Annotated in this window: 21 protein-coding genes; 15 read left to right on the top strand and 6 right to left on the bottom strand. The window is 52.7% G+C overall.

Going from position 1 to position 24,603, the window contains the following annotated elements:
* The first annotated feature begins 166 nt into the window (after positions 1-166).
* The 12 genes from tfpB (at position 167) to EDC56_RS15015 (ending at position 15,203) form a co-directional block, all read left to right on the top strand.
* The gene (tfpB, locus tag EDC56_RS15070; RefSeq protein ID WP_245980716.1) at positions 167-1,969 is read left to right on the top strand and encodes a type IV pilus assembly ATPase TfpB; all 1,803 of its coding nucleotides are present in this window, start codon (positions 167-169) and stop codon (positions 1,967-1,969) included.
* Between the two features lie 76 nt (positions 1,970-2,045).
* Positions 2,046-4,982 carry a bifunctional [glutamate--ammonia ligase]-adenylyl-L-tyrosine phosphorylase/[glutamate--ammonia-ligase] adenylyltransferase gene (gene glnE / locus EDC56_RS15065; RefSeq protein WP_123713404.1) on the top strand — a complete coding sequence of 979 codons (2,937 nt, stop codon included), beginning with the start codon at positions 2,046-2,048 and terminating at the stop codon, positions 4,980-4,982.
* 84 nt (positions 4,983-5,066) lie between these two features.
* A complete protein-coding gene (locus EDC56_RS15060) occupies positions 5,067-5,996 on the top strand; it encodes a branched-chain amino acid transaminase (protein WP_123713672.1) in 930 nt (309 codons plus the stop codon).
* Positions 5,997-6,104: 108 nt separating this feature from the next.
* The gene (gene waaF / locus EDC56_RS15055; RefSeq protein WP_123713403.1) at positions 6,105-7,148 is read left to right on the top strand and encodes a lipopolysaccharide heptosyltransferase II; all 1,044 of its coding nucleotides are present in this window, start codon (positions 6,105-6,107) and stop codon (positions 7,146-7,148) included.
* Positions 7,149-7,152: 4 nt separating this feature from the next.
* The gene (gene waaC, locus EDC56_RS15050) at positions 7,153-8,166 is read left to right on the top strand and encodes a lipopolysaccharide heptosyltransferase I (protein ID WP_123713402.1); all 1,014 of its coding nucleotides are present in this window, start codon (positions 7,153-7,155) and stop codon (positions 8,164-8,166) included.
* Position 8,167: 1 nt separating this feature from the next.
* Positions 8,168-8,914 carry a lipopolysaccharide kinase InaA family protein gene (locus EDC56_RS15045; protein WP_123713401.1) on the top strand — a complete coding sequence of 249 codons (747 nt, stop codon included), beginning with the start codon at positions 8,168-8,170 and terminating at the stop codon, positions 8,912-8,914.
* The gene (locus EDC56_RS15040; RefSeq protein ID WP_123713400.1) at positions 8,911-10,023 is read left to right on the top strand and encodes a glycosyltransferase family 4 protein; all 1,113 of its coding nucleotides are present in this window, start codon (positions 8,911-8,913) and stop codon (positions 10,021-10,023) included. Before EDC56_RS15045 ends, EDC56_RS15040 begins: the two co-directional genes overlap by 4 nt.
* Positions 10,023-10,808, top strand: coding sequence for a lipopolysaccharide core heptose(I) kinase RfaP (gene rfaP, locus EDC56_RS15035; RefSeq protein ID WP_211333725.1), 786 nt, complete (start codon positions 10,023-10,025; stop codon positions 10,806-10,808). The genes EDC56_RS15040 and rfaP overlap by 1 nt, the downstream gene beginning before the upstream one ends.
* Positions 10,809-10,847: 39 nt before the next feature.
* On the top strand, positions 10,848-11,951 hold the full coding sequence (locus tag EDC56_RS15030) for a glycosyltransferase (protein WP_148059431.1): 1,104 nt from the start codon (positions 10,848-10,850) through the stop codon (positions 11,949-11,951).
* A gap of 171 nt (positions 11,952-12,122) precedes the next feature.
* Entirely contained in the window at positions 12,123-13,439 is a 1,317-nt protein-coding gene (locus tag EDC56_RS15025; RefSeq protein ID WP_123713397.1) for a glycosyltransferase family 4 protein, read from the top strand.
* Complete coding sequence (locus tag EDC56_RS15020; protein WP_123713396.1) at positions 13,426-14,133, top strand: class I SAM-dependent methyltransferase; 708 nt, start codon at positions 13,426-13,428, stop codon at positions 14,131-14,133. The genes EDC56_RS15025 and EDC56_RS15020 overlap by 14 nt, the downstream gene beginning before the upstream one ends.
* Positions 14,134-14,135: 2 nt before the next feature.
* A complete protein-coding gene (locus EDC56_RS15015; RefSeq protein ID WP_123713395.1) occupies positions 14,136-15,203 on the top strand; it encodes a prenyltransferase/squalene oxidase repeat-containing protein in 1,068 nt (355 codons plus the stop codon).
* On the opposite strand, the gene EDC56_RS15010 is transcribed toward EDC56_RS15015, so the two are convergent.
* Positions 15,190-15,732, bottom strand: a complete 543-nt coding sequence (locus EDC56_RS15010) for an LbetaH domain-containing protein (protein ID WP_123713394.1) — start codon at positions 15,730-15,732, stop codon at positions 15,190-15,192. The genes EDC56_RS15015 and EDC56_RS15010 overlap by 14 nt on opposite strands.
* A 49-nt stretch (positions 15,733-15,781) precedes the next feature.
* Entirely contained in the window at positions 15,782-16,399 is a 618-nt protein-coding gene (locus EDC56_RS15005; protein WP_123713393.1) for a class I SAM-dependent methyltransferase, read from the bottom strand.
* Between the two features lie 186 nt (positions 16,400-16,585).
* On the opposite strand from EDC56_RS15005, the gene hldE reads away from it, so the two are divergent.
* The gene (gene hldE / locus EDC56_RS15000) at positions 16,586-18,013 is read left to right on the top strand and encodes a bifunctional D-glycero-beta-D-manno-heptose-7-phosphate kinase/D-glycero-beta-D-manno-heptose 1-phosphate adenylyltransferase HldE (protein ID WP_123713392.1); all 1,428 of its coding nucleotides are present in this window, start codon (positions 16,586-16,588) and stop codon (positions 18,011-18,013) included.
* Positions 18,013-19,206 (top strand): O-antigen ligase family protein, encoded by a 1,194-nt coding sequence (locus EDC56_RS14995; RefSeq protein ID WP_123713391.1) that lies wholly within the window; start codon positions 18,013-18,015, stop codon positions 19,204-19,206. The genes hldE and EDC56_RS14995 overlap by 1 nt, the downstream gene beginning before the upstream one ends.
* Here EDC56_RS14995 and EDC56_RS14990 read toward each other — a convergent pair.
* The 4 genes from EDC56_RS14990 to EDC56_RS14975 are packed head-to-tail and all read right to left on the bottom strand — an operon-like array spanning position 19,203 to position 23,146.
* The gene (locus EDC56_RS14990) at positions 19,203-20,195 is read right to left on the bottom strand and encodes a glycosyltransferase family 2 protein (protein WP_123713390.1); all 993 of its coding nucleotides are present in this window, start codon (positions 20,193-20,195) and stop codon (positions 19,203-19,205) included. The two genes, EDC56_RS14995 and EDC56_RS14990, sit on opposite strands and share 4 nt — an antisense overlap.
* 8 nt (positions 20,196-20,203) lie before the next feature.
* Positions 20,204-21,094, bottom strand: coding sequence for a glycosyltransferase family 2 protein (locus tag EDC56_RS14985; protein ID WP_123713389.1), 891 nt, complete (start codon positions 21,092-21,094; stop codon positions 20,204-20,206).
* Positions 21,095-21,901: an aldo/keto reductase gene (locus tag EDC56_RS14980; RefSeq protein WP_211333724.1), complete on the bottom strand. Its 807-nt coding sequence runs from the start codon at positions 21,899-21,901 to the stop codon at positions 21,095-21,097.
* 15 nt (positions 21,902-21,916) lie between these two features.
* The gene (locus EDC56_RS14975) at positions 21,917-23,146 is read right to left on the bottom strand and encodes an FAD-dependent oxidoreductase (protein WP_123713388.1); all 1,230 of its coding nucleotides are present in this window, start codon (positions 23,144-23,146) and stop codon (positions 21,917-21,919) included.
* A gap of 113 nt (positions 23,147-23,259) precedes the next feature.
* On the opposite strand from EDC56_RS14975, the gene waaA reads away from it, so the two are divergent.
* Positions 23,260-24,534, top strand: coding sequence for a lipid IV(A) 3-deoxy-D-manno-octulosonic acid transferase (gene waaA, locus EDC56_RS14970; protein WP_123713387.1), 1,275 nt, complete (start codon positions 23,260-23,262; stop codon positions 24,532-24,534).
* Positions 24,535-24,603 lie beyond the last annotated feature (69 nt).

Here is a 24,603-nt window from a genome sequence, read left to right as displayed (position 1 = left end):
CGAAAAATGCAGAGTGTGCGTTAATCGGCCTATTGTCGGGCACAAATGTTACAGCATTGTGACAGTCTGTCATCTGGCTGTAATATTGGGCGGTTAGCTGGCGCTAAGTAAACGGCTGTTGATAGTTTTAAGCGAATGATTATAAACCTTAAGTGTGGGGCTGCGAGTGAAAGCAAACAATGTGACAGAAACATTACGGTACTCCGCTGACGGTCGTATTGTCGATCTACGCTCGTTACTCGACGGCTTGTTGGCGTCCGGTCAGCTGTCGGAGCGCGATCACGGGCGGCTGGTGATGGCGTCGCGTAGTGCTGAACAGGCGGCGATGCACCCGATTAATTTTATCGCATCACAGCAACTGAGTGACCAAACAAAAAAGCATAAGAAGATCGATGTTAGCTGTATGTTGCAGTGGCTGTCGGAGCAGTCGGGTCAGCCTTGCATGAGGATCGACCCGCTCAAGATTGATGTTGCGGCGGTCAGCGCGGTGATGTCATACGCTTTCGCGAGTCGTCACCAGATATTAGCGCTAGCTGTCGACAGTGATGAGGTCGTGGTCGCCTCGGCGCAGCCCTGGGTCAATAGCTGGGAGGCCGACCTCAGTCATGTTACTAGCCGCAACATTCGCCGTGTCATCGTCGATCCTGCCGATATTAAAAAATACCAGGTCGAGTTCTATACTCTTGCTCGCTCGATTAGCGGCGCCAGTAGCGAGGCAGGGCAGGCTGCGGGTTTGACCAACCTCGAGGCGATGTTGGAACTGGGGCAGATGAAAGACCCCGATGCCAATGACGAACATATCGTCAATATTGTCGACTGGCTACTGGGCTACGCCTTCAATCAGCGTGCCAGCGATATTCACATCGAGCCGCGACGGGAGAGGGGTAAGGTGCGTTTTCGCATCGATGGCGTGCTACATACGATCTATGAGTTTCCGGCGCAGGTGACGACGGCGGTGATTAGTCGTATTAAGATACTGGGGCGTCTCGATGTGGCTGAGAAGCGTCGACCGCAGGATGGGCGTTTGAAGACGCGCCGACCCGATGCCGGCGAGGTTGAGCTGCGTTTATCGACGCTGCCGACGGCGTTCGGTGAAAAGTTGGTGATGCGTATTTTCGATCCGACGGTGCTCAACCAGGGCTTCGATGAACTGGGCTTATTAAAGGAAGACCTTAATCGCTGGCAGCGATTGCTGGCCAGCCCTAATGGCATCATCCTTGTGACGGGTCCTACGGGCTCGGGTAAGACGACAACGCTATATAGCAGTCTGCGCCGGTTGGCGAGTGATGAGGTGAACCTGTGTACCATTGAGGACCCGATCGAGATGATCGAGCCGATGTTTAATCAGATGCAGGTTAACGCCAATATCGACCTAGACTTTGCCACCGGGGTGCGCGCGCTGTTGCGCCAGGATCCCGACGTGATTATGGTCGGTGAGATTCGCGACGCCGAGACTGCTGAGATGGCGACACAGGCGGCGCTGACGGGACACTTGATGTTGTCGACGCTGCATACCAATGATGCGCCTAGTGCGGTGACCCGGTTGCTGGAGATCGGTGTGCCGGCCTACCTGTTGCGAGCAAGTTTGAACGGCGTCATGGCGCAGCGGTTGGTGCGTACGCTGTGTCCACATTGCAAAGAGCAGGTCCCGGTCGACAGTTTGGCCTGGACGGCGTTGACAGCACCGTGGCGAGTGGCACCACCGGCACATATCTTCACGGCGAAGGGCTGTGACGAGTGTCGCCATACCGGCTTCCGCGGTCGGCAGGGAATATATGAGATCTTGGTGATATCCGATCAGGTGCGCGAACATATTCGCAGTGATACCGACTTGAAAAAGCTCAGTGAGCAGGCAATGCGCGAAGGCATGCGCACACTGCGCTTGAGTGGCGCACAGAAGGTCGCCGCCGGGCTGACGACGATAGAGGAGGTATTGCGCGTGGTGCCTCCATCGGTCGATAAACAGTAGTCGTTAAGGCAAAAGGTGTGATGAGCCCCCTGTCCGTTTAACGGTGGGTGATGCTATTTAAGTGAAGGTATTGGTAATGAGTCAACTGATTACAGAGCATTTGCCAGCGGCGCTGCTCGAGCTGACCGAACAGGCGTGGGCACAGGTGTTGGATTCAGCGCAGACGAGTGAGCTGGCACTGCCGGCGGCGTTGCAACAGCGCGCCGAGTCGCGGCCGGCACTTGCGAGAGAGCTGGCGACGGCGATGATGGGCAGTGAATACTTTGCTGAACAGTGTCAGCGCCAACCGGCGATGTTGGTCGAACTACTGCAGTCGGATGCGCTACACGAGGTGATGTCGGCGGCGCAATTGCGTCAAGAACTGGCAGAGAGCTTACTTGAGGCGGATAGTTTTGAGGCATTGTGTTCTGTGTTGCGCCGTTTTCGCCGTCGACAAATGTGCCGAATTATCTATCGTGACTTTAATCGCCTGGCAACAATGGAGCAGACCACGGCGGAACTGTCGGCGTTGGCAGATAGCAGTATTGACCTGTCGCTTGCCTGGCTATACCAGCAGCTATCCGTTGACTGGGGCACTCCTGTCGATAGTCTCGGGCAGCCGCAGCAGATGGTTGTGGTTGGCATGGGTAAGCTGGGGGCCTGTGAATTAAACCTCTCCTCTGATGTCGACCTGATCTTTGTTTACCCGTCGCAGGGTGAGACGCGCGGTGGCCAGCGCGTGGTAGAGAATCACAAATTTTTTCTGAAACTGGGCCAGCAGTTGATTAAATCGCTGGACCAGGTCACCGCCGATGGTTTTGTTTTTCGCGTCGATATGCGGCTACGCCCCTGGGGGCAGAGCGGTGCCCTGGTACTGAGTTTTGATGCCTTCGAGGCCTACTATCGAGATCATGGTCGTGAGTGGGAGCGTTACGCGATGATCAAGGCGCGCATTGTCGCAGGTGATAAGTTGGCCGGTGAGCGTTTGATGCAGATGTTGAAGCCTTTCGTGTTTCGTAAATACGTTGACTACAGCGTCATTGATGCGTTGCGCTCGATGAAGCAGATGATTACCCGGGAGGTGTCGCGTCGCGGCCTGCAAAACGATGTCAAACTCGGCGGCGGCGGTATTCGCGAGGTCGAGTTCATCGCACAGGTGTTTCAGTTGATTCGCGGTGGTCGGGATGTCGAGCTGCAGGACCGACGCCTGCTGCGTATTTTGAGGCTGCTAAAAGAGTACGAGTATCTGCCCGCGGCGGCAGTCGACGAGCTGCGAGCGGCCTATTGCTTCCTGCGTAATAGCGAGCATGGTATTCAGGGCTATCAGGATAAACAGACACAGGCGCTGCCGGTAGCACCAGCTGAGCAGCTGCGTCTGGCGGCGGTGATGGGCTTCGCCTGTTGGGATGATTACTATCAGGTGCTGTCGCAGCACCGAGAGGCAGTGGCGACGCACTTTCGTTATCTGATCGAGGCGCCAGAGGAGGAAAATGCCGACGGCGGGCTGGGGCAGGAGTGGGAGGACGCCTGGCTGGATGAGGATAGCGATGAGCAGGTTGTTGCCTGGCTTCACGATAATGGTTTTAGTGAGGTTGAGGAGGCCTGGCGACAGCTGTCGATGATGCGTTCGAGTAAGCGTGTCAAGATGATGCAGCGGCAGGGGCGTGAGCGCCTCGATCTCTTTATGCCGCGCCTGTTAGCCTCGATTGCCGAGCACGATGGCGCCAGCACCTTGCTGCTGCGTATGCTGCCCTTCGTCGAAGCGGTGTTGCGGCGCAGTGCTTACATGGTGTTATTGCTGGAGAACCCGCAGGCGATGCAGCAGTTGACTCTGCTCTGCTCTGCGAGCCCGTGGATTGCCAAGCAGCTGGCGACACATCCGGTATTGTTGGACGAGCTGCTGAACGTAGAGAGTTTGTATACCGTCCCCGATCGAGCGACGCTGAGCAGTGAGCTACAGATGCAGCTATTGCGCCTACCGGAGGATGATTTGGAGGGGCAGATGGATGTGTTGCGTTACTTTCGCTCCGCACACGTGTTACGGGTGGCAGCTTCGGAGGTGACCGGGCGGTTGCCGCTGATGCAGGTCAGTGACTATCTCAGTTATATCGCCGAAGTCATTCTGCAGCAGGTGCTCGATCTGGCTTGGCGGGATATGACGGCGAGTCACGGTCGACCGCAGCAGTCGGACGGCCACAGTTGTGACCCGGGTTTTACGGTCGTTGGCTTTGGTAAGCTCGGCGGCCTAGAGCTGGGATATAGCTCGGATCTCGATCTAGTCTTCCTCTACGATGCCGACGCGATGAGTGAGAGTGATGGCGACCGGCCGATTAGTGCGCAGAAGTTTTATAACCGCCTGGGCCAGAAGATCATCCATATCATGACGACGCGCACCACGCAGGGCGCGTTGTACGAGGTGGATATGCGTCTGAGGCCCTCTGGTAATGCAGGCTTGCTGGCTACATCGCTGAAGGCCTTCGAACGCTATCAGCTCAACGACGCCTGGACCTGGGAGCATCAGGCTCTAGTGCGTGCCCGGGTGGTGGCCGGTGATCGAGGGCTGGGGCAGCGCTTCGATACCCTGCGCCGAGAGATCCTGCGTCAGCCGAGAGATTGGCAGAAGCTACGTGTGGAAGTGGTCGAGATGCGGCAGAAAATGCGCGATCATCTTCTGCCGAAGACAACAAATGCACAGGGTGAGGAGCTTTTTCATCTTAAGCATGGCTCTGGAGGTATCGTTGACATCGAATTTATGGTTCAATTTGCCGTTTTGGCGCTGGCAAATCAGCATCCTGCATTGACGGAGTGGTCGGACAACGTCCGTATCTTAGAGACACTGTCTGGCATTCATCTCGTGCCGTGCGAACAGACAGAGGCCGTCGCCGAAGCTTACAAGGCTTATCGGGCACATTCACACCGACTCGCGCTACAGCATTGCGAGAACAGTGTAGTTGCTGGTCAGTACGTTACGCAGCGCCAATTAGTCACGCAGATGTGGCAGCAGTACCTGCATGAGCAGGCTGTTAAAAAGTAGCTAGAAGACGACGATTACAAATAATGAGTCTTGCCACCAACACCGATAATGGCGTGGCGAGCACAATGGCTAGGAGTTTACGATATGTCCATGGCAGATAGAGATGGCGTGATTTGGTTAGATGGTAAAATGGTACCCTGGCGTGAGGCGAAGGTGCATGTATTAACTCATACGTTGCACTATGGACTGGGTGTCTTTGAGGGGGTGCGCGCTTATAGCACTGTCAATCACGGCACCAGTATTTTCCGCCTGCAAGAGCATACCGACCGCCTATTCCGCTCTGCACATATTTTGGCGATGGATATTCCTTATAGCAAAGAAGAGCTTAACGAAGCGCAGTTGGCCGTGGTACGCGAAAACAAGCTAGAGGAAGCCTATCTTCGTCCAATGTGCTTCTACGGTTCTGAGGGGATGGGCCTGCGTGCGGATAACTTGAAGACACACGTGATGGTGGCTAGCTGGGACTGGCCATCCTATATGGACCCAGAGGCGAAGGAGGTGGGCATCAAGATCCGCACCTCGAGCTATACTCGTCATCATGTCAACATCACTATGTGTAAGGCCAAGGCGAACGGCAACTACATCAACTCGATCTTGGCGCTGCGTGAAGCGCTGGAGAGTGGCTGTGATGAGGCGCTATTGCTCGATAACGAGGGTTATGTGGCCGAGGGTAGTGGTGAAAACTTCTTCATGGTACGTAACGGCATCATCTATACGCCGGAGCTGACCTCGTGTCTGGAGGGTATCACCCGTGACACCATCTTCCATCTCGCCGCCGAGCACGGCTATGAGATTCGGGAGAAGCGCCTGACCCGCGACGAAGTCTATGTCGCTGACGAAGCCTTCTTCACTGGTACGGCGGCAGAGGTGTTACCGATCCGTGAACTGGATGGTCGTCAGATCGGCAGCGGTCGTCGAGGCCCAATAACGGAAGTCTTACAGGCTGCCTACTTCGATGCAGTCCAGGGGCGCAACAAGGGTCGCTACGATTGGTTGGCGCCGGTTGCTAAGTAACCATTAAGCTGCTTGGGGCGATGCTTTTTATTGTCTGTTTTGCCCTGAGCTAGGTTGTGCTGTGTGTTGTGGTGATAATGGTGGGCCGTATAGAGTGGTCGATATACTATGAGTAGTGTGGAAAAAATACTGATCGTCGGCCCCTCTTGGGTGGGCGATATGGTGATGGCGCAGAGCCTGTTTATTACGCTGCTTGAGCGTTACCCCGGCGCGGTGATACACGTCTTGGCGCCGGATTGGAGTCGACCTATTCTCGAGCGCATGCCGGAGGTGGCTGGTACGGTAGTGATGCCGATTGGTCATGGTAGTCTACAGCTTAAGCAGCGCTTCAAGATGGGGCGAGCGATGCGTGCGGAGCAATATACTCGCGCCATCGTGTTACCCAACTCATTGAAGTCGGCCTTTATCCCACTGTTTGCCGACATTCCTATCCGCACCGGTTGGCGCGGGGAATATCGCTTTGGTTTCCTCAACGACATTCGCCTGCTGGACAAGCACCGCTATCCGCTGATGGTGGAGCGTTTTGTGGCCCTGGGGGTGGCGGCGGACAAGCCGTTGCCGGCTATCGTCAATCCGAAATTGGTGGCCGATGCCGATAACTGCCAGCGCTTGCAGCAACAGCACGGTCTGTCGTTGACGGTGCCAGTATTGTCGCTGTGTCCCGGGGCAGAGTTTGGCCCGGCGAAACGCTGGCCTTCAGAGCATTATGCCGCGGTAGCTGAACAGGCGGTGGCCGACGGTATGCAGGTCTGGCTGTTTGGTTCGGCGAAGGATCGTGTGGTGACCGATGAGATAGTCTCGCTGATGTCGCCAGAGTATCGTGCAGCTGTGGTTAATTTGGCCGGTGAGACTCGGCTCGGTGACTCGGTCGACTTATTGTCGCTCTCGTCTGTGGTGATTAGCAATGACTCTGGCTTGATGCATGTTGCGGCGGCCGTGAGTGTGCCGTTGGTGGCGGTCTACGGTTCGACCTCGCCGGAGTTTACGCCGCCGCTCTCCGCACACGTAGAGGTCATTGCCAGCGATATCGATTGTCGTCCCTGTTTTCAGCGAGAGTGCCCGCTCGGACACCTGGACTGTTTAACCAAGCTCTCGCCGGTCGAAGTGTTCGCCGCGGTGAAGCGCCTGCTAGTCAATAAAGAAGCGGTATAATCTTATGCGTGTATTGGTGGTGAAAACCTCATCTATGGGCGATGTGATACACACCCTGCCAGCTCTCGCCGACGCCATGGCGGCGATGCCGTCGATCACCTTCGACTGGGTCGTTGAGGAAGCGTTCACCGAGATCCCCGCCTGGCACCCCGCTGTCGATCGGGTGATACCGGTCGCGATTCGGCGCTGGCGTAAGAGTCTGATTAACACCTGGAGTGGCGGTGAGTGGCGTAGCTTTAAGCGCAATATTCGCAAGAAACACTATGATTGCGTGATCGATGCCCAGGGCTTGTTGAAGAGTGCCTTTCTGACTCGACTGGTGGAAGCTCCCTGTTACGGTTACGATCGCAACTCGATTCGTGAGCCGCTGGCGTCGATGGCCTACAAACACAAAATCTCGGTGAGTAAAGAACAGCATGCGGTGGAACGGGTTCGCGAGCTGTTTGCCAGCAGTCTCGGCTATGAGAAGCCGACGACAGAGGCTGAGTATGGTTTGACGCGCAAGCAGTTTGCAGGCTCCGCGGTTGTCGAGAAAAACGTGGTGCTGTTACACGGCACAACGTGGCCTACCAAGCACTGGCCGGCGGCTTATTGGCGACAACTGGCGGAGAAAATTACTGCCGCCGGTTATCGTGTATTACTGCCCTGGGGCAACGATGTTGAGCGCGATAGAGCGAAAGATATTGCCGTCGATAATGATCGTGTCGAGGTGCTGCCTCGGCTGGATATCAAAGGCGTTGCGACAGCTCTGGCGCAAGCCTCGGCCGTCGTCTCCGTCGACACCGGGCTAGGCCATTTGTCGGCGGCGATCGGTGTGCCGACCCTGTCGCTGTATAGCCCCACTGATCCTCAGGTGGTCGGTACCTGCGGTGCCAATCAATATCACTATACGACGCAGGAAATTGAAGACGACGGTAGTCACTATGAGCCGACTATTGAACCGGCTAACTTTGCCAGTATGACACCTGAACGGGTCTGGCAGAGGTTTCAACCGATCCTGCTGGCGAGTGAGGATTAATATGCTCTATATCCCCCGCGCATGGCAGAAAACGCTGGCCGACCTTGGGCTAGACAGTTGCCAGGGCTGGCTCGATCATCAGCTTGAGCTGGTCGATGAGCCCAATCACGGCCACGGCGGCTATAGCGAGGTAGGCTACATCGGCCTTGATCGCGAGAGCAATAGTGCCGGCCTGTATGTCAAACGACAGCGCAATTATTCGATGCGCACCTGGCGTCATCCGCTCAAGGGGGTGCCTAGTTTCCGCCAGGAGTTCGATAATATTCGCCGGCTCGACAGTTACGGTATCAAGACGATAGAGGTGGTCTGTTATGCCGAAACCAAGACTCGTCGCGGCCGGGAGGCGGTTTTGGTGACCGAGGCGCTGGCCGATTACGTATCGATGGATCGTCTCAACGAGGGCGAGTATGGTGAGGCGGATTACAGTGCGTTGGTTGAGCAGATCGCCACCGCCGTGCTGGCACTGCACGCCACGGGTTACCGGCACCCTTGTCTTTACCCCAAGCATATCTTTATCGGGTGCGGCGAGGTTCGCTTTATCGACTTAGAAACGGTGCGGCCACATCATGGCTTTAGCAGGCTGTGGCGCAAGGATCTTGAGGTGTTGCTGCGGCGCTCGAGCCAGCGTTTTCGTCAGCATCGGCGGTTGTTTGTCGAGACTTACCTAGGGGCTGGAGCGACTGCAGAGGAGGTTGATAAGTTGCTCGCTCTGCTCGATCGACGCGCAGCCAAGAAGGCGAAACGATGAAACTCGCCTTTGCGCTGTTTAAATATTTTCCCTATGGCGGCCTACAGAAGGATATGTGGCGTATCGCTCACGCCTGTGTCTCTTTAGGGCACGAGGTGGAGATTTTTTGCGGCCTTTGGCAGGGAGATCGGCCGGCGACGATAGCGGTGCATGTGCTCGGCAAGAGTGGCTTGAGTAATCACACTAAGAATCGGCGCTTTGCCGAAGGCTTGGCGGCGGCGTTGACGGGGCAGGGCTTCGACCGTGTGGTCGGCTTCGATAAGCTGCCGGGGCTCGATTGGTACTATGCCGCCGATAGCTGTTTTAAGACTAAGGTAGAGCAGCGTGGTTGGCTGTATAGGCACAGTCCACGGGCGAAGCATTTCCTCGCCTGCGAAGAGGCGGTATTTTCCCCGTGTTCGACTACTGAACTGTTGATGATTTCGGCCTCGGAGATGGCTGCGTATCAGCAGAGTTATGGCACCGTGGCGGAGCGTTTTCATCTGCTGCCGCCGGGCATCTCGCGCGATCGAATTGCCGGTGCTGACGCCAATGAAAGGGCAGCCACGGCACGTGTCGGCCTCGGTGTGAAGGATGATGAGAAACTGTTGTTGATGGTTGGCTCGGGCTTTAAGACCAAGGGCGTTGACCGAGCGATTACGGCACTGGCGGCGCTCGCAGAGGATCAGCGTCAGCGTGTTAAGCTGAAGATAGCGGGGCAGGATAAGCCGGCGCGTTATCTCGCCCTGGCGAAAAAGCTCGGTGTCGAAGCGAGTGTTGAGTTTCTCGGCGGCCGCGATGACGTGCCTGAGTTGCTGTTGGCGGCGGACTTGTTGATTCATCCCGCCTACCGTGAGAATACAGGCACTGTTTTGCTGGAGGCAATGGTCGCGGGCACGCCGGTGCTGACGACGGCGGTTTGTGGTTACGCTCACTATATTACTGACTACCAGATGGGCGCTGTCGTTGCCTCGCCATTTAGCGCTGATGCACTGCAACAACAGTTGGCACGGCTGCTATTTGCCGAACCGGTAGACTGGTTTGGCCGTGCTCAGCATTTCGCCACGACGGCTGATATCTATTCGATGCCCGAGCGGGCGGCAACATTAATCACAGCGGGTGGCGCATAGTGTTATATCTGAATGATGAGTTTAAGGCGGCGTGGCCACAGCCCTTCGAGGCAGCGATCGCCCAGCAGGGTGAGGTTTACCGCAGTAAAGAGGGGCGGCGCACTCTACGCTTTGAGCTACAGCAGAAGAGCTATTTTCTCAAGCTACACCAGGGTATTGGCTGGGGTGAGATTATTAAGAACCTGCTGCAGTTGCGGCTACCTATCTTGGGCGCACGTAATGAGTGGCAGGCAATCGACCATCTTAAGGCTATCAATGTTGGTACGATGACTGCTGTGGCCTACGGTGAGCGGGGCTGCAACCCTGCTAAACAGCTCTCGTTCATTGTTACTGAGGATTTGGCCAACACTATTAGTCTTGAGGATTACTGCAAAGATTGGCGTGAAAAGCCGCCCGCGGCAGAGTTAAGGCGACGCTTGATCGCGAGAGTCGGTGAGATGGCGGGTAAGATGCATGGCAGTGGGATGAATCATCGTGACTTCTATCTCTGCCACTTTCTACTCGATGAAACTATTGATGAGGCTGATGACACGTGGCCGCAGCTGCACATCATCGACTTGCATCGTGCTCAGATCCGCGCCAAGGTGCCGCATCGGTGGCAGGTGAAGGATTTGGCGGGGATTTATTATTCTGCTCTCGATATTGGTTTGAGTAGAGAGGATGTGGCGTTATTTTTAGAGTGCTATCGGTTACCACTGTCGTTAGAGGTGTTGACTGAAGTAACAATGAAGGCGATTAAACTCTATCGGAAAGATCTTGGCCGTGAGCCAGTGATGCCAGTGTGATTGTTGATTTATCCGTTGCTTATTTCTGAGAGGAAAGTTTTGAAAATACTCCAAGTGTGCCAGAAAGCGAACGATATGGTGAGTGAGTTTGACCTGTTTGAGGAAACGGTGAGGGCGCTGACGCTGGAGGGCCACGATGTTACCTTTTGCGTGCTGGAGGGGGATGTTGATGTTTCAGCTATCGAACAGAGGACTCACTCTAAAGTGGTTGAGATGGGGTTTGATAAATCTGATTTTCGTGGCATCGGGATAAGAGCCCTTAAGCAGATGTATGCTTTCGTTAAGCGAGAGCAATACGATTTAATTATTACTCACCGATATAAGCCTAGTTATCTTTTGATGATTCTATCGTTATTTTTAAAGCATGGACGTTTTGTGTCGGTGTATCACGGTATGTTTCAATTTAAGCGCTTGGGGCGGAGGTTGTTGGCGAGAGTGGTGTTAAACGACCGCTGGAAATTTGTTGCGGTTTCTCATGCGGTCAAAGTTGACCTAATTGCCTCGGGTGTTGCCGAAAAGCATGTTGAGGTTATTTATAATGCTCTCGATAGCGATAAGATGCGGAAAAATCTGTTCAGCAGGGAGGACGCGCGTTGTCGCCTAGGACTGCAGGAAGAAGATTTAGTTATCGGTACTATCGGTCGAGTGAGCAAGGTAAAGGGTCACTGCTACCTACTAGAGGCGTTTTCAACGCTGCAGGTGTATCCACACGCGAAATTGTTAATTATTGGTGGTGGGCCGCTGGAGGCTGCTTTGTGGCAGCAGGCGGAAAAACTGGGTATTAGCGAGCGATTGGTGATCACAGGGATGGTTCCTGATGCTTATCGGTTATTGCCGGGGCTTGATTATTTCGTTATGTCATCATTATCGGAAGGGCTGCCGATCGCTATGTTGGAGGCAATTTGTGCCGGCCTCACAGTGGTAGGGACAAGGGCCGGAGGCATACCTGAGCTGATTACTCGCGATGAGTTTATCGCGGAGAGGCAGAGTGCTGGATCGTTGGCAGCTTCGTTGAAAAAAGTCTTAGCGCTAGATGCTGCAGGTTTATCTCACTATCATGCCGAGTTGGAGGAGAAAACGTTGTCTAAGTTTTCCCTAGAGACTTATTACCGTAAATATAGGCAATTGATTACAGATTGCTGAGTTTGTGGAGGGAGGTAGCCTAGATTTTCCATCGCCTCCATCGTAACATTAGTACACTTTTCAATGGGTGAAATAGCTGGCGCAGTGATAGCGGTACTTTTTATCTTTAACATGGCTGATAAATCTAACAAGAACAGTTGGTTATAAAGCTATATAGTCAGGCGTTGCACAATGAATGCAAAGTTAAAAGGGTTGCAGGAAGATGTTGGGTCGTTGTCGGAACCTGCGTCGAACATAAGTGATCGATCGTCAAAATCGCTTAAAATCTGCCTATTAGGTTATCGCTCCCACCCCTATGGGGGAGGGCAAGGTATCTACCTCAAATACCTGAGTAAGGCGCTGGTCGATGCAGGCCATAGCGTTGATGTGATCTCAGGTGAACCCTACCCGCACCTCGACGATCGCGTTAGTCTTATAAAAATGCCAGGTCTCAATTTATATGAAAATGGATTAGGGTCTCTGCGCCTTCACCATCTCAAGTCGCGGGCAAATATTGTTGAGTGGTTGAGTAAGCTGACCGGTGGTTTTGCTGAGATGCAGGCCTTTGGTCGCCGGACTGTAGCGTACTTGCGCCGAGAGGGGCGCCATTACGATATTATTCACGACAATCAGTCATTGTCGTTTGGCATGTTAAAGCTTCAGCAATTAGGTTTTCCTTTAGTCAGCACCATCCATCACCCGATTACTCGAGACTTAGAGATTGCGTTAGCGGCGGCGAATAGTTGGCGTGAAAAACTTTTAATTCGTCGCTGGCACTCATTTTTAGATATGCAACGTTTCGTGGTAAAGAGGCTTAACCATCTACAGACTGTTTCCAATCGTTCGAAGCGAGATATTGCACAGGCATTTGGCATCGATCAGGCACGCCTAAACTTGGTCTATTGCGGCATTGATACAGAAGAATTTCACCCGATGCCGGAGGTGAAAAAAGTCGCTTATCGGTTGATGGCTACGGCGTCTGCGGATGCGCCGCTGAAGGGATTGCGTTATCTCCTGGAGGCAATTGCGCAGCTGTCGGTAAAGTACCCGGACTTAAGTCTTTTGTTAGTAGGTAAGCCTCAGCCCGGGGGCGATACAGAGCAATTAATCAGCCGCTTAAATATCGGCGATAGAATTACTTTCGTACACGGCATCTCGACTGAACAAATGGTCGAGTATTATGCGCAAGCTGAAATAGCTGTGGTGCCGTCGGTATATGAGGGCTTTGGTTTACCTGCGGGTGAGGCAATGAGCTGTGGTGTCGCCCTGGTGTCGACGGATGGTGGTGCGTTACCTGAGGTGGTGGGTAACGCGGGAATGCAAGTACCGGTGCGAGATAGCGCGGCGATTGCGGCAGCGGTCGATGAGTTGTTTCAGTCACCAAAGAAACGTGAAGAATTAGCGGCAGCCGGGCGTCGGCGAATCGAAGAAAAGTTCTGCTGGCACCTTGCCGCTGAGCAAATGATCGAATTTTATAGAGATGTATTGAAGCGCCATGAAAACAGTTAATTATAAAAAGTTTGGCCTACAAGCTGGCGATATCGTCTTGGACCTTGGCTGTGGTGAGGGGCGTCATGTTATTAGCGCCTATTTGGAAGGTGATGTGCACGCAGTCGGTGTTGACCTTAGTCATCAGGATTTGAAAACAACGGCCGAGAGGTTTGAGCCCTTTGCGCAAGAGCAAGAGGATAAGGCTTTCGGTTTATCGGTGGCGAACGCGCTGCAGTTGCCTTTTGCTGACAATACCTTCGATAAGGTAATTTGCTCTGAAGTGCTTGAGCATATCCCCGACTGGGAGGGTGCGCTCGATGAAATCCGTCGTGTTTTGAAGCCAGGGGGAAACTTCTGTGCCAGCGTACCACGTGCCTGGCCGGAGAAAGTCTGTTGGCACTTCAGCGACGAGTATCATGCAATGGAAGGTGGGCATCTGCGTATTTTCGACGAAGGTGAGTTTCGTTGTGCGATCGAGCTACGCGACTTTCACTTCTATGCAAAGCACTGGGCACACGCTCTGCATTCGCCATTCTGGTGGCTCAAGTGTATTTTCTGGAAGACACAGGAGAGCAATCGCTTAATTAAACTCTACCATCGTTTTTTGGTGTGGGACCTGATGGACAAACCTTGGCTTACCCGCACCCTTGAGCGCTGCTTGAACCCGTTGCTGGGTAAGAGTGTGGTGTTGTATTTCAGGAAGGGAGTATAGGGATGAGTGGAGTCTATTTATCGAAGGGGCTATATCCTGAGGAGTTTCTTCGCCCTACTGTCAACTTCATCCGCGATACGCAGCTGCCTTGCGGTTCGGTACCTTGGTTCGGAGGCTCGTATGCAGATCCTTGGGATCATGTTGAGGCGGCGATGGGCTTATCGATCGGTGGTGAGTTTGCTCATGCGGTTAGTGCTTATCGTTGGCTTAAGGATATTCAGTTGGCCGATGGAAGCTGGTGGGCGGCCTATAAAGATGGTGAAGTCCACAATAGTGAGCGCCGTGAGAGTAACTTTGTCGCCTATTTCGCCACTGGGGTGTGGCATCATTATTTGATCAGCCAGGACCGGGATTTTTTGCTTGAGATGTATCCGACGGTACAGCGGGCGATGAGCTTTGTTTTGGACTTGCAAACGGAGTTCGGTGATATTCATTGGGCGGTCGATACAGAGGGTAATGCGAAACAAGATGCGTTAGTGACAGGCTGTAGCTCGATCTACAAGAGTCTAGAATGTGCCTATAACATCTCGGTGACACTGGGAGAGGCGCGTGCGGATTGGCTACAAGCTCGGGCGTTGCTCGGTGAGGCGTTAGCGAATAAACCGGAGCGCTTTGATCGTACATGGGAGTCTAAGGCCCGTTATTCGATGGATTGGTTTTACCCAGTCTTGACCGGTGCTCTGGACAAAAAGACCGCTAAACTGCGTTTGCAGCAACGCTGGGATCAGTTTGTCGTAGCGGGTATGGGGTGTCGCTGTGTCTCCGATGAGCCCTGGGTGACGATCGCAGAATCTTGCGAGTTGGTGATGGCGCTACTGGCAGCGGGGGATCGCGATCGAGCGACGGAGCTCTATAGTTGGCTGCATCAATGGCGGCTAGAAGATGGCTCCTACTGGACTGGCTATCAATTTAAGCAGGATGTGTTATGGCCAGATGAGAAGCCTACCTGGACCGCTGCCGCCATCTTGCTTGCCGCCGATGCTTTAACGGAGTACAGCCCAGCCTCACACCTGTTCAACGAGGTGAGGCTGTTGTCGGAGGAGACGTTACTGACACCTATGGAGCTTTAGCTTTTAGTTTGTAATAGGATGTTTTCTCGGTGATGTAGATGTGATCGGCGGGGATGCTCTTGTTAATAAAACTCATCGCGCCGACTTCAACGTTGTCGCCAATACTCAGGCCTGAGCCGATGATGCAAGTGTTGGCGCCGAGGCTAACGTTGTCGCCGATGTTAATAGGGGCGTCACTCTTACCATCAGAGCCTATAGTGGTGTTCTGTAGAATGAGAAAGTTCTTACCGATAATGGCCTTACAGGTGATAACAATACCGACATTGTGGCCGACGTTTAGCCCTTCATCAATCTTTACTCCCAGCATGATCTCGATATTGTGACGTTTTATCATCCAGTTGTTGATTGATTTAGCGATACTTCGCTTCATGCTAGAAGGGCTGTCGTGGAGTACGTAGGCCATGCGGAACCAGAAAAGATAGTTACAGCGTCTACTGCGGCGCATTCTATTTAAGACCGACCACCAGGAGAAACTTCTGCCGCTGTCGCGAATGATCTCAGCGTAATAAAAATCTTTTAGTGTCGACATTGCATGAACCTATAATTTGAGAGAAGCTTCTGCTGGAGGAGCATACCGGTTAGCGTCGGCGAAATAAACCGAGAGTATTAACCATCGGTAGCTTCTCAAACAGCCCTGAAGCCTCGGCGAGTTTATAGATGGTATAGGGGGCTTGGCCACCCTCATCGGGATTGGGGAAGATATCGTGGATGGCGAGGATGCCTCCGGGCTTGATGTGGCTGGCCCAACACTGGTAGTCGGTCATTGCCGCCTCGAGACTGTGGCCACCGTCGATAAAGAGCATCCCCAGCGGCGTTGACCAGTGGCGTGCGGCGGCTCGTGAGGAGGCGACGATAGGGACGACAGTCTCCTCGAGATCGGCAGCACGCATATTCTTACGAAATTCTTTGAAGGTATCCATCAGGGCGATGTCGGCGTCGTATAGCGTGTTGTCGTGATATTCCTCACCGAGCTGATGTTCTTCGCTGCCGCGGTGATGGTCTAACGCGTAAACGGTGCCGTCGAGGGGCTTCACTGCGCTGCCGAGGTAGATGGTGGACCTACCGCAATAGCTGCCGATTTCGAAGATGGGGCCGAGGGGGGCGCAGTCTCTGGCAAGATGATAGAGTGCTTCGGCTTCGTCATCGGCTAAAAAGCCTTTGATTGAGCTGATGTCTACGGGAAGTGTAATTGACATGAATACCGCCTATATTGAATTTTAGTTATAGCTAAGCGGTCTAAAATAGACCTGTTGAGAGGCCTGTATCATAACACTGCTGTGTCATGCTGTTGTAGTGTGATTGTTGATGCCTAGCCCACCGGCTACGAGGGGGGCAAATGTGGTATTATTGCCCGCAAATATGTTATCGCTTTGAGAGTTGCAATGAAATTATCGATGCCCCGCTTTAATCAGGCCCAAGTACTTGTTGTCGGAGATATTATGTTGGATCGCTACTATCATGGCGCGACCACCAGAATATCTCCGGAGGCACCGGTGCCTGTGGTTAAGGTAAATGGTATCGAGGATCGCCCAGGTGGCGCAGCTAACGTGGCGTTAAATATAGCCGCCCTCGGTGCCGGTGCATCGGTGACAGGCTTGGTGGGTGAAGATGAGGCGGCGGCGGTGCTGATCGATGGCCTAAGCGCAGCTAACGTGCACTGTGATTTTGTTACGGTAGCGGATAAGCCGACGATCACTAAACTGCGAGTGATTAGTCGTCAGCAACAGCTGTTGAGGCTTGATTTTGAGCAGGGCTTCGAGGCATCTGAGGCGGTAGCCGTCAGCCGTCAGGCCGTTGAGCTCAGCGCTCATGTTGGAGCGATTATTCTCTCTGACTATGCCAAGGGTGTGTTGAGTGATCCGCAACCACTGATCCAGCGCGCTCGAGAACTGGCTGTTCCAGTATTGGTCGACCCAAAGGGGACGGAGTTTGAGCGCTATCGCGGTGCGACCTTGCTGACGCCTAACTTGAATGAGTTCGAGCTTGTCGTTGGTCGCTGTGAAACGGAAAAAGAGCTCGTGGAAAGAGGGACGGCTCTGCTAACACAGCTCGATATTGAGGCGTTACTGGTCACCCGTGGCGAGCATGGCATGACGCTATTACGTCGTGATCACCCCGAGTTTCATCTACCGGCTAAGGCGAAAGAGGTCTTCGATGTGACCGGTGCTGGTGATACAGTGATTTCGGTGCTCGCGGCGAGTCTTGCTGCCGGTGAGGCGCTGCCTCAGTCGGTTACGCTCGCCAATATTGCCGCGAGTATTGTTGTTGGTAAGCTGGGGACGGCTGCGATTAGTGGTCCTGAGTTACGCCGAGCCATCCACAAAGAGTCAGGCAGCGGTCGCGGTGTGATGACGGATGAACAGTTGGCCGTGGTGTTAGAAGATGCCCGCGCCCACGGTGAGCGAGTGGTCTTTACTAACGGCTGTTTCGATATTATTCATGCCGGCCATGTGGGCTATTTAGAACAGGCTAAGGCGTTGGGGGATCGGCTCGTTATCGCTGTCAATGACGATGCCTCTATTACTAAACTAAAGGGGCCGGGGCGCCCCGTCAACCCGCTGGATCGCCGCATGGCAGTATTGGCGGGGTTGGGTTCTGTCGATTGGGTCGTGCCGTTTGTGGAAGATACCCCCGAGCGCCTGTTGGCACTGCTAAAGCCAGATATCTTAGTGAAGGGCGGTGATTATGATAAAAAGGGCGTGGTCGGCTGGGAGATCGTCGAGGGCTATGGTGGCAGTGTCTATGTGATGAGCTTTGTTGATGATTGTTCGACCACCTCGATTGTTGAGAAAATAAAGAGGCAGTCTTGATGTTTAGCAAAACGCTTGAGCTATCCCGGACCGAGCGATTGGGCTTTGGCTGTTTGTTATTGGGCGCCTTCTTCTCTCTGACAGGCTTGTTTTATTTACCGAATAATGCTGCTTATCAAAAGATTCAATATGCTCTTTTATTGCTTCCTGCACTTATTATATTTCTCGCTAATAAGCCGTTTAGAGTGTCGCTGTCACAGCTAAAAGTATTTTGGCTAGTTGTTGCGCTCGGGGTGGTTGCGGCTGTTTCGTTCTGGCTGTTTCCTGATACAGATATAAGAAAGATCAAGCGTGTATTATATGCGGTGCTTTTTGTTATTAGTTTTTCGGCGCTGGAATCATACCAGAAGGGCTCGCTGGTATGGTTGCTCAAATGGGCGACCGTTGGTGCAGGGCTATCGGCATTTTTCATTCTGTATAAGTTTTATATGGTTTTTGGCCTGGGGCCTCAGGTACGTCTGAACTTAATGGATACCGGTTTGAATACGAATGCGATTTTAGTTGGCTTCGTCTACGGTTTTTTCTGGGTAGTCGCTGCTAATGTTGCCATCGGTGATTGTAGGCATGGATGGACTTACTGGTTTTGTATTTTAGCGATTATCCCTATCACAGTGTTGTTATTACAGATTCAAACCAGGGGCGCGCTGATAGCAGTCGCAGCGGGGCTTGTTGTTTTATGTGGCTTTTATAGGAATAGGCGTGCTGTAGTATTTTTCACTTTGGCGGTTGCCTTTATGACCGGAATAGTCTGGCTGTATTGGGAGCAGTTTGTCGCGAGGGGGATGAGCTATCGGCCTGAAATATGGAGCCAAGCTTGGCAAATGATTAAGCTACAGCCTTGGCTGGGTTATGGCACAGCTGCGGATTTTGCTATTGCTATATCGCATGGAAGGGTATTCGATCATCCGCATAGTTTGTATTTATCGGTGTTACTTCACAACGGTGTTGTTGGGCTAGCCTTGTGGTTGGGTATTCTCTCGGTGCTGTTAATCGCGTTGTTTCGATCGAGCCAGAAGATACGGGCTCTCGCTATTGCCCTGCTTGCTTATGCCGCTACGGCGGTAGTTACTGATGGCTCTGACTTATTCACTAAGTTTGGTCCTGTGTGGTTTGTGACATGGTTGCCAGTATCGTTAAGTGTTGCTTGGCTCTGCGGCTGCGAGGAGGCAGAAAGGCCGCCGTGCAACGATTAATGAGTTTTGTTTGCCTTAAATAGACAAGCTAGATAGAGCTTAATCGTTGCGAGCAATGGTGGGGGTGGTATTTTCGCAGCGCGGAAGGCTTTAAACATGGCGTGGCCATTACCGCTGTTGATTGAGCAGGTTTTGCGCCATTGCTCACTAATGGTAGTGTTCTCGCCCCATTTATGCAGGAAATGTTCTTGGATATTAGCTAAAAATTCCCCATGTTGTATTAGGCTAGGGAGGTCTGAAGGAAGCCTGTTTCTAGTATTCACGATGACGTTTGCATCTTTCGTTGAGATATTTATACCTTGGTTCTTGAAGGCATATATAACCATATTTAGCTGGTTTTGTTTTTGCACGTCATGATGTACTTTGGATGTTTGCTTGTCATGTGAGCGATAGTGTAATAGAGCTTTGCGGGTATTACCAACGCGGATATTGTCAATGGCTATTAACTTTAACCAAAGTGCGAAGTCTTCATAGTGTTTGAACGTTGCGTCATAGGGGTTTTGGGACATTACTGTTCGTTTGGCCATCACTGTCGGGTGTGCAAAGCTTTTTCCGAGAAATAGCATCCCATATTTTAGGCTTTTGTTGTCACAGGGATAGTCTTTACGCTGGATTTTACGGCCAAAGCGAATAATGGAACCGCCACATAAATCGAGGTTGTTTTTATTAATATATTCTATCTGATGCTGAAAACGATCGTTGATGGAAATATCATCCGCATCCATTCTGGCGATGTATTCCCCTTTAGCAAGTGCAATACCAGTGTTCAGTGAGCTTATTAGGCCTTTATTTTCTTGGTCAACAATGGTGATTCGTTTGTCATTGTACGATTTAATAATATCAAGCGAGCTGTCAGTGCTGCCGTCATTAATGATGATGAACTCGAAGTCTGTGAGTGTTTGATTGAGTATGGAATCAATAGACTCTTTAAGGTAATGGGCGCCGTTATATACGGACATAACAACACTAATGAGCGGGGCGGGGGTCATTGATAGCCTTAAAAATAAGTTTTCAAAAGGGATTTAATTGTACCTCTCTTTAGGCCAAAAATAAGGGCGAAGGCCAAACTTTTTTTATAATAGTAACGTGCTTCTTTTTTCCTGCCAGCTTTGAAGCAGGCCCTGCCTATTGAACTGTATCGCTGTGCTAGAGCCAATTTCTTTAATGAAATGATATCAGTGGGCAGCTCGCCAGGCTTGAAACTCTCTTCGACGGTGCGAGTGCCTGTCTCGAGGATAGCCGCAATATCGTGTCTCATGGAGTCAGTATGTTTGACGATGTTGACGATAGGCTGTTGCAAAACTGAGCTTTTAAAATTGGCTAGTGCATAAATAAAAACGGGGATATCTTCACTGTTTTTTAGCGCTGTGTTGTAACGCTTTTGCGCAAAGATGTCGCGGTGCATCAAGCAGCCACCATTTACGATGCTGAGCTTTTTGCTAATGTAGTGAAGTACGTTGTCTCTGTTGGAACTCGAGACTGGCACTGGTTTTGAAAGTGTTTTTTTCTTGCCGGAGAGACTGTAGTGTTGTGCAATAATGAACTGATCGTCGTTGTTGGTGATTGCGTCTAAGCAACGTTCTACAGCATTTTCTACAAGGTAGTCATCGGCATCAAGAAACAAAAGAAACTCACCGTTAGAAGACTCTATGCCATTGTTACGAGTGCCTGAGAGTCCGACGTTGTCTTGGTCAATTAACGTGAAGGAATACCGAGCTAATAGCTCACGTAATACTTCGAGACTGTTATCTGTCGAGCCATCATTGATAACGATAACTTCTACACTAGGGTGCTCTGTCGCTGCTGAGGCAATAGCCTTTTCAATGAGGTGGCCATAGTTGTAGCAGGGGATAATAATCGATAGTTTGATTTCGTTAATATCGTTCACTTATACACTTCGTTGTAAGTATTGGTTGAGTGCTTCCATATTTGAGCGTAAGTGCTTCTCGTTGATTGTTCCAACGATTGCGCTGCAAACCCCTTTGTTTTGGAAAATAAATTCAAAACTTTTTTGCACCGGGTCTTCGTTCTTATTGAGGCAAAGGTGGCCGGAGGCGAGGGCCTTCTTGATCAGCACGGCTTTGTTGTGACTGGCGCAGTAGTCGAGCACCGGCTTCTCGTCGGTATAGGCGAGGTTGTAAGTCGCCATGACGCAGTCGGAGAGCTGGGCCGCTAGAATACCGCCCTCGACGGTCTTGGTCGACATGCCTGTGGCGCGAATCTTACCGGATTTCTTGATCTCGTTGAGCACATCCAAGATACCGTAACGATTGATAATATCGACATCGTTGCCGTCGGAGTGGACGAGTACCATATCGATATAGTCAGTATTTAGTCGCTGCAGGCTGCGGTCGATGCTGTCGATAACGCTGGCGCGGTCGAAGTGGAAGCTGGATTCACCATCGATAAAGTTCTCACCGACCTTGGAGCAGATGACCCAGTCCTGACGTTGGCCTTTGAGCAGCGTGCCGAGGCGCTGTTCGCTGTTGCCGTAGGCGGGGGCCGTATCGATGAGATTAATACCTAGGTCGTGGGCGAGGTTAATCAGCGAGAGCGCCTCTCGGTCGTTGGGTATCTTGAACCCGTGAGGGTACTTCACTCCTTGATCGCGGCCGAGCTTGACCGTGCCAAGACCGAGAGGGCTGACTGTGATGCCCGTGTCGGCGATGGGGCGGCGCTGCATGATATCGCTCATAGGGTTTCCTTGGCGCTAGCCGTCTTTAGGCGCGAACTCTGTTTCCCATATCGGCCGGGCAATCTCGGGTGTGCCCAAGCTGGCTAGGATATCGGCATTAGTCGCTTTAGTGGGCGTGATGGCCTTCTGTTCGAGCTGTTCAATGACGGTGTCGGCGAGGTTCGGGGCTAGCGTCAGCTTGGTGGGCCAGGCGACGGTGACGTTGGGCGCGTCGACGGTTACTTCGGCAAAAGCTTGGTCGGGTTTAGTCAGGGTGTTTTGCTTTGGTTCGGCGCGGTCAACAGTAATGGTGCTCCATTCGGCATCACTAAAGTCGAGCCAGGGAAATAGTGTGGCGAGTTCCTGTTTGGCGGCCTCGATCAACTGCTCGGGGCTGTCGTCGATGCCGTTGGTTGCCAGGTCGCCGCCGAGGGACCAGACGTTGCGCCCATCGGTGCTGCGGTGGCTGGAGATAGTCAGCCGTGGCGAGCTGTTGAGGCTGAGGTCGACACAGTGAGCGTATAGCTCGAGGTCGTTGTGATGCTTGACCATGACTTGCTGTAGGGGGCGTATCTGCATCTTTGGCTTGCGAATATTCAGCATCTCCATCAGCGCACCATTGCCGCGACCAGCGGTCAGCACATATTGCTGAGCTGTGATGGCGATCTGGTCGTCACCATGGTTGATGCACAGTGCTTCGACTCGGCCATTGTCACCTTGTTGCCAGCTGGCGTGTTGCCAGTCGATGTTGAAGGTGGCGTCAGGGCAGTTACTCTGCAGGTTGCTGAGTAGTGATGGCACGTCGACCACGATATCGACGAGGCTGTAGACATTGCCCTTGAAAGCGTCATTTTGGAAAGCTTCGGGAAAGTCACCACGTTTTAACTTGTCGATGCGGCCGCGCATGGCCTTGGTCGCGAAGAAAGAGGTGAGTTTTGAGCCCGCGGAGCCCGTCGACCACAGGTTGAACTGCTTGCTCAATAGCTGTGTTTGGCTCAGGTCGATCTCACCTTGTCCGTCGAGGCAATCGCGCCAGTGTTGAGGCATGTCGGCGACAGCCTCTGAAGCACCGTTGAGTAGGCCGCCGAGGGCGTACTTTAGGCCACCATGTATCATGCCCTGTGAGGCGATAGTTTGCTCGCTACCCAGTGCTTTTTGTTCGAACAGGATGGCGCTGTAACCTTGTTTTTTCAGTCGGTTTAATAACCAGAGCCCGGCTACGCCGCCGCCGATAATCGCCACATCAACCTTTACTTCGTGTCGCATAGTGATAAACCATAGATAAAATAAGAGATGGCGCTTAGTATAACGCCCCTGCTAGATAACGAGTACCGTTTATAAATCAAACGGCAAACAGAAAAGCCTAATTTGGTAACAAGATGGTCAGAGTTTTTTATAGCTTATTATTTTATTTATTACAGCCACTTTTCTTACTGCGTTTGCTATGGCGCTCAATTAAGGCACCGGCCTATCGGCAACGCTTACTGGAACGTTATGCGCTCTACTTTAAGCACCGTCTGAATAATAAGCCGACAATTTGGGTGCATGCTGTTTCCGTGGGTGAAACGATCGCCGCTGCGCCGATGGTGCGAGAGTTACAGCGGCGTTACCCCAATCATAGCTTGTTGGTGACCACCACGACTCCGACGGGTTCCGATCGCGTGCACCACCTGTTTCGAGGTAGTGTCGAGCATGTCTACGCACCCTATGATTTGCCGTTGGCTCAGTGGCGCTTTCTTCGCCGCTACCAGCCGGTTATTGCGATCGTGATGGAGACTGAGCTGTGGCCGAATATGGTTGCGGCCTGTCACGGCCGTGGCGTTCCAGTATTATTGGCAAATGCACGGTTATCAGCGAAATCGGCGCGTGGCTATGCCAAATTTTCACGTTTGACTCGGCCGATGTTGAGGCGCTTATCTTGTGTTGCCGCGCAGAATGGGACTGATGGTCAGCGCTTTTTGGAACTCGGTTTGAATCCGGACAACCTATTGGTTAGCGGTAGCATTAAGTTTGATGTGGAGCTGGATAATGCGCTGCGTGCTCAGGCTGAGGAACTGCGCCGTCAGTGGCATCAGAATCATCGCCTAGTGATCATTGCTGCAAGTACACATGCGGGTGAGGACGAGCAGCTACTGAATGCGGTGCAGCAGCTCGACGCCAGCCGTGAAGGTGTGTTGCTGGTGCTGGTGCCTAGGCACCCAGAGCGTTTCGAGGCAGTGGCGACGCTAGTACAGGAGCGAGGCTTGCAGCTGGCGCGACGTAGCCGGGAAGAGTCGGTACAGGCGTCGACCGAAGTGTTGTTGGCGGATACCATGGGTGAGATGTTGCTGTTGCTCGGTGCCAGTGACGTGGCCTTTGTTGGCGGCAGCCTGATTGAGCATGGTGGGCATAACGTGCTAGAGCCTGCGCTATGGCGGCTTCCAGTATTGACCGGCCCGCATATGTATAACTTCCAAGAGATTACCGAGCAGCTCGAGTCTCAAGGAGGGCTAAAGCGGGTGACAACGGAGGTGGGGTTGCTGGATGAGTTGCGCCGTCTGAGCGAGGATGAATGTTACCGCGTTGAGATGGGTGAGAACGCCTATCGCGTTGTGAAGAGCAACAGAGGGGCGTTGGATAAGTTATTAGCGGTGATAGCTAAGCGGGTTGCCTAGCGTTGTGCGCTCATTAAAAAGGCTCGCGCCCCCTCGGGGTGGCGAGCCTTTTTCATAGTAGAGCGAATA

Origin of the sequence: Sinobacterium caligoides (assembly GCF_003752585.1) — a bacterium.
GTDB lineage: Bacteria > Pseudomonadota > Gammaproteobacteria > Pseudomonadales > Sinobacteriaceae > Sinobacterium > Sinobacterium caligoides.
The sequence above is the reverse complement of the archived record's forward strand: the minus strand, read 5'-3'. Positions and strand labels throughout refer to the sequence as shown.

Bases quoted from the DNA above. Each gene is read 5' to 3' on its own strand.
- glnE (WP_123713404.1), top strand. From the start codon at position 2,046: ATGAGTCAACTGATTACAGAGCATTTGCCAGCGGCGCTGCTCGAGCTG.
- EDC56_RS15015 (WP_123713395.1), top strand. From the start codon at position 14,136: ATGAGTGGAGTCTATTTATCGAAGGGGCTATATCCTGAGGAGTTTCTT.
- EDC56_RS14990 (WP_123713390.1), bottom strand. From the start codon at position 20,195: ATGACCCCCGCCCCGCTCATTAGTGTTGTTATGTCCGTATATAACGGC.
- EDC56_RS15020 (WP_123713396.1), top strand. From the start codon at position 13,426: ATGAAAACAGTTAATTATAAAAAGTTTGGCCTACAAGCTGGCGATATC.
- EDC56_RS14995 (WP_123713391.1), top strand. From the start codon at position 18,013: ATGTTTAGCAAAACGCTTGAGCTATCCCGGACCGAGCGATTGGGCTTT.
- EDC56_RS14975 (WP_123713388.1), bottom strand. From the start codon at position 23,146: ATGCGACACGAAGTAAAGGTTGATGTGGCGATTATCGGCGGCGGCGTA.
- EDC56_RS15010 (WP_123713394.1), bottom strand. From the start codon at position 15,732: ATGTCGACACTAAAAGATTTTTATTACGCTGAGATCATTCGCGACAGC.
- EDC56_RS15045 (WP_123713401.1), top strand. From the start codon at position 8,168: ATGCTCTATATCCCCCGCGCATGGCAGAAAACGCTGGCCGACCTTGGG.
- waaA (WP_123713387.1), top strand. From the start codon at position 23,260: ATGGTCAGAGTTTTTTATAGCTTATTATTTTATTTATTACAGCCACTT.
- EDC56_RS14980 (WP_211333724.1), bottom strand. From the start codon at position 21,901: ATGAGCGATATCATGCAGCGCCGCCCCATCGCCGACACGGGCATCACA.
- waaF (WP_123713403.1), top strand. From the start codon at position 6,105: ATGAGTAGTGTGGAAAAAATACTGATCGTCGGCCCCTCTTGGGTGGGC.
- EDC56_RS15060 (WP_123713672.1), top strand. From the start codon at position 5,067: ATGTCCATGGCAGATAGAGATGGCGTGATTTGGTTAGATGGTAAAATG.
- hldE (WP_123713392.1), top strand. From the start codon at position 16,586: ATGAAATTATCGATGCCCCGCTTTAATCAGGCCCAAGTACTTGTTGTC.
- EDC56_RS15025 (WP_123713397.1), top strand. From the start codon at position 12,123: ATGAATGCAAAGTTAAAAGGGTTGCAGGAAGATGTTGGGTCGTTGTCG.
- EDC56_RS15005 (WP_123713393.1), bottom strand. From the start codon at position 16,399: ATGTCAATTACACTTCCCGTAGACATCAGCTCAATCAAAGGCTTTTTA.
- waaC (WP_123713402.1), top strand. From the start codon at position 7,153: ATGCGTGTATTGGTGGTGAAAACCTCATCTATGGGCGATGTGATACAC.
- EDC56_RS15040 (WP_123713400.1), top strand. From the start codon at position 8,911: ATGAAACTCGCCTTTGCGCTGTTTAAATATTTTCCCTATGGCGGCCTA.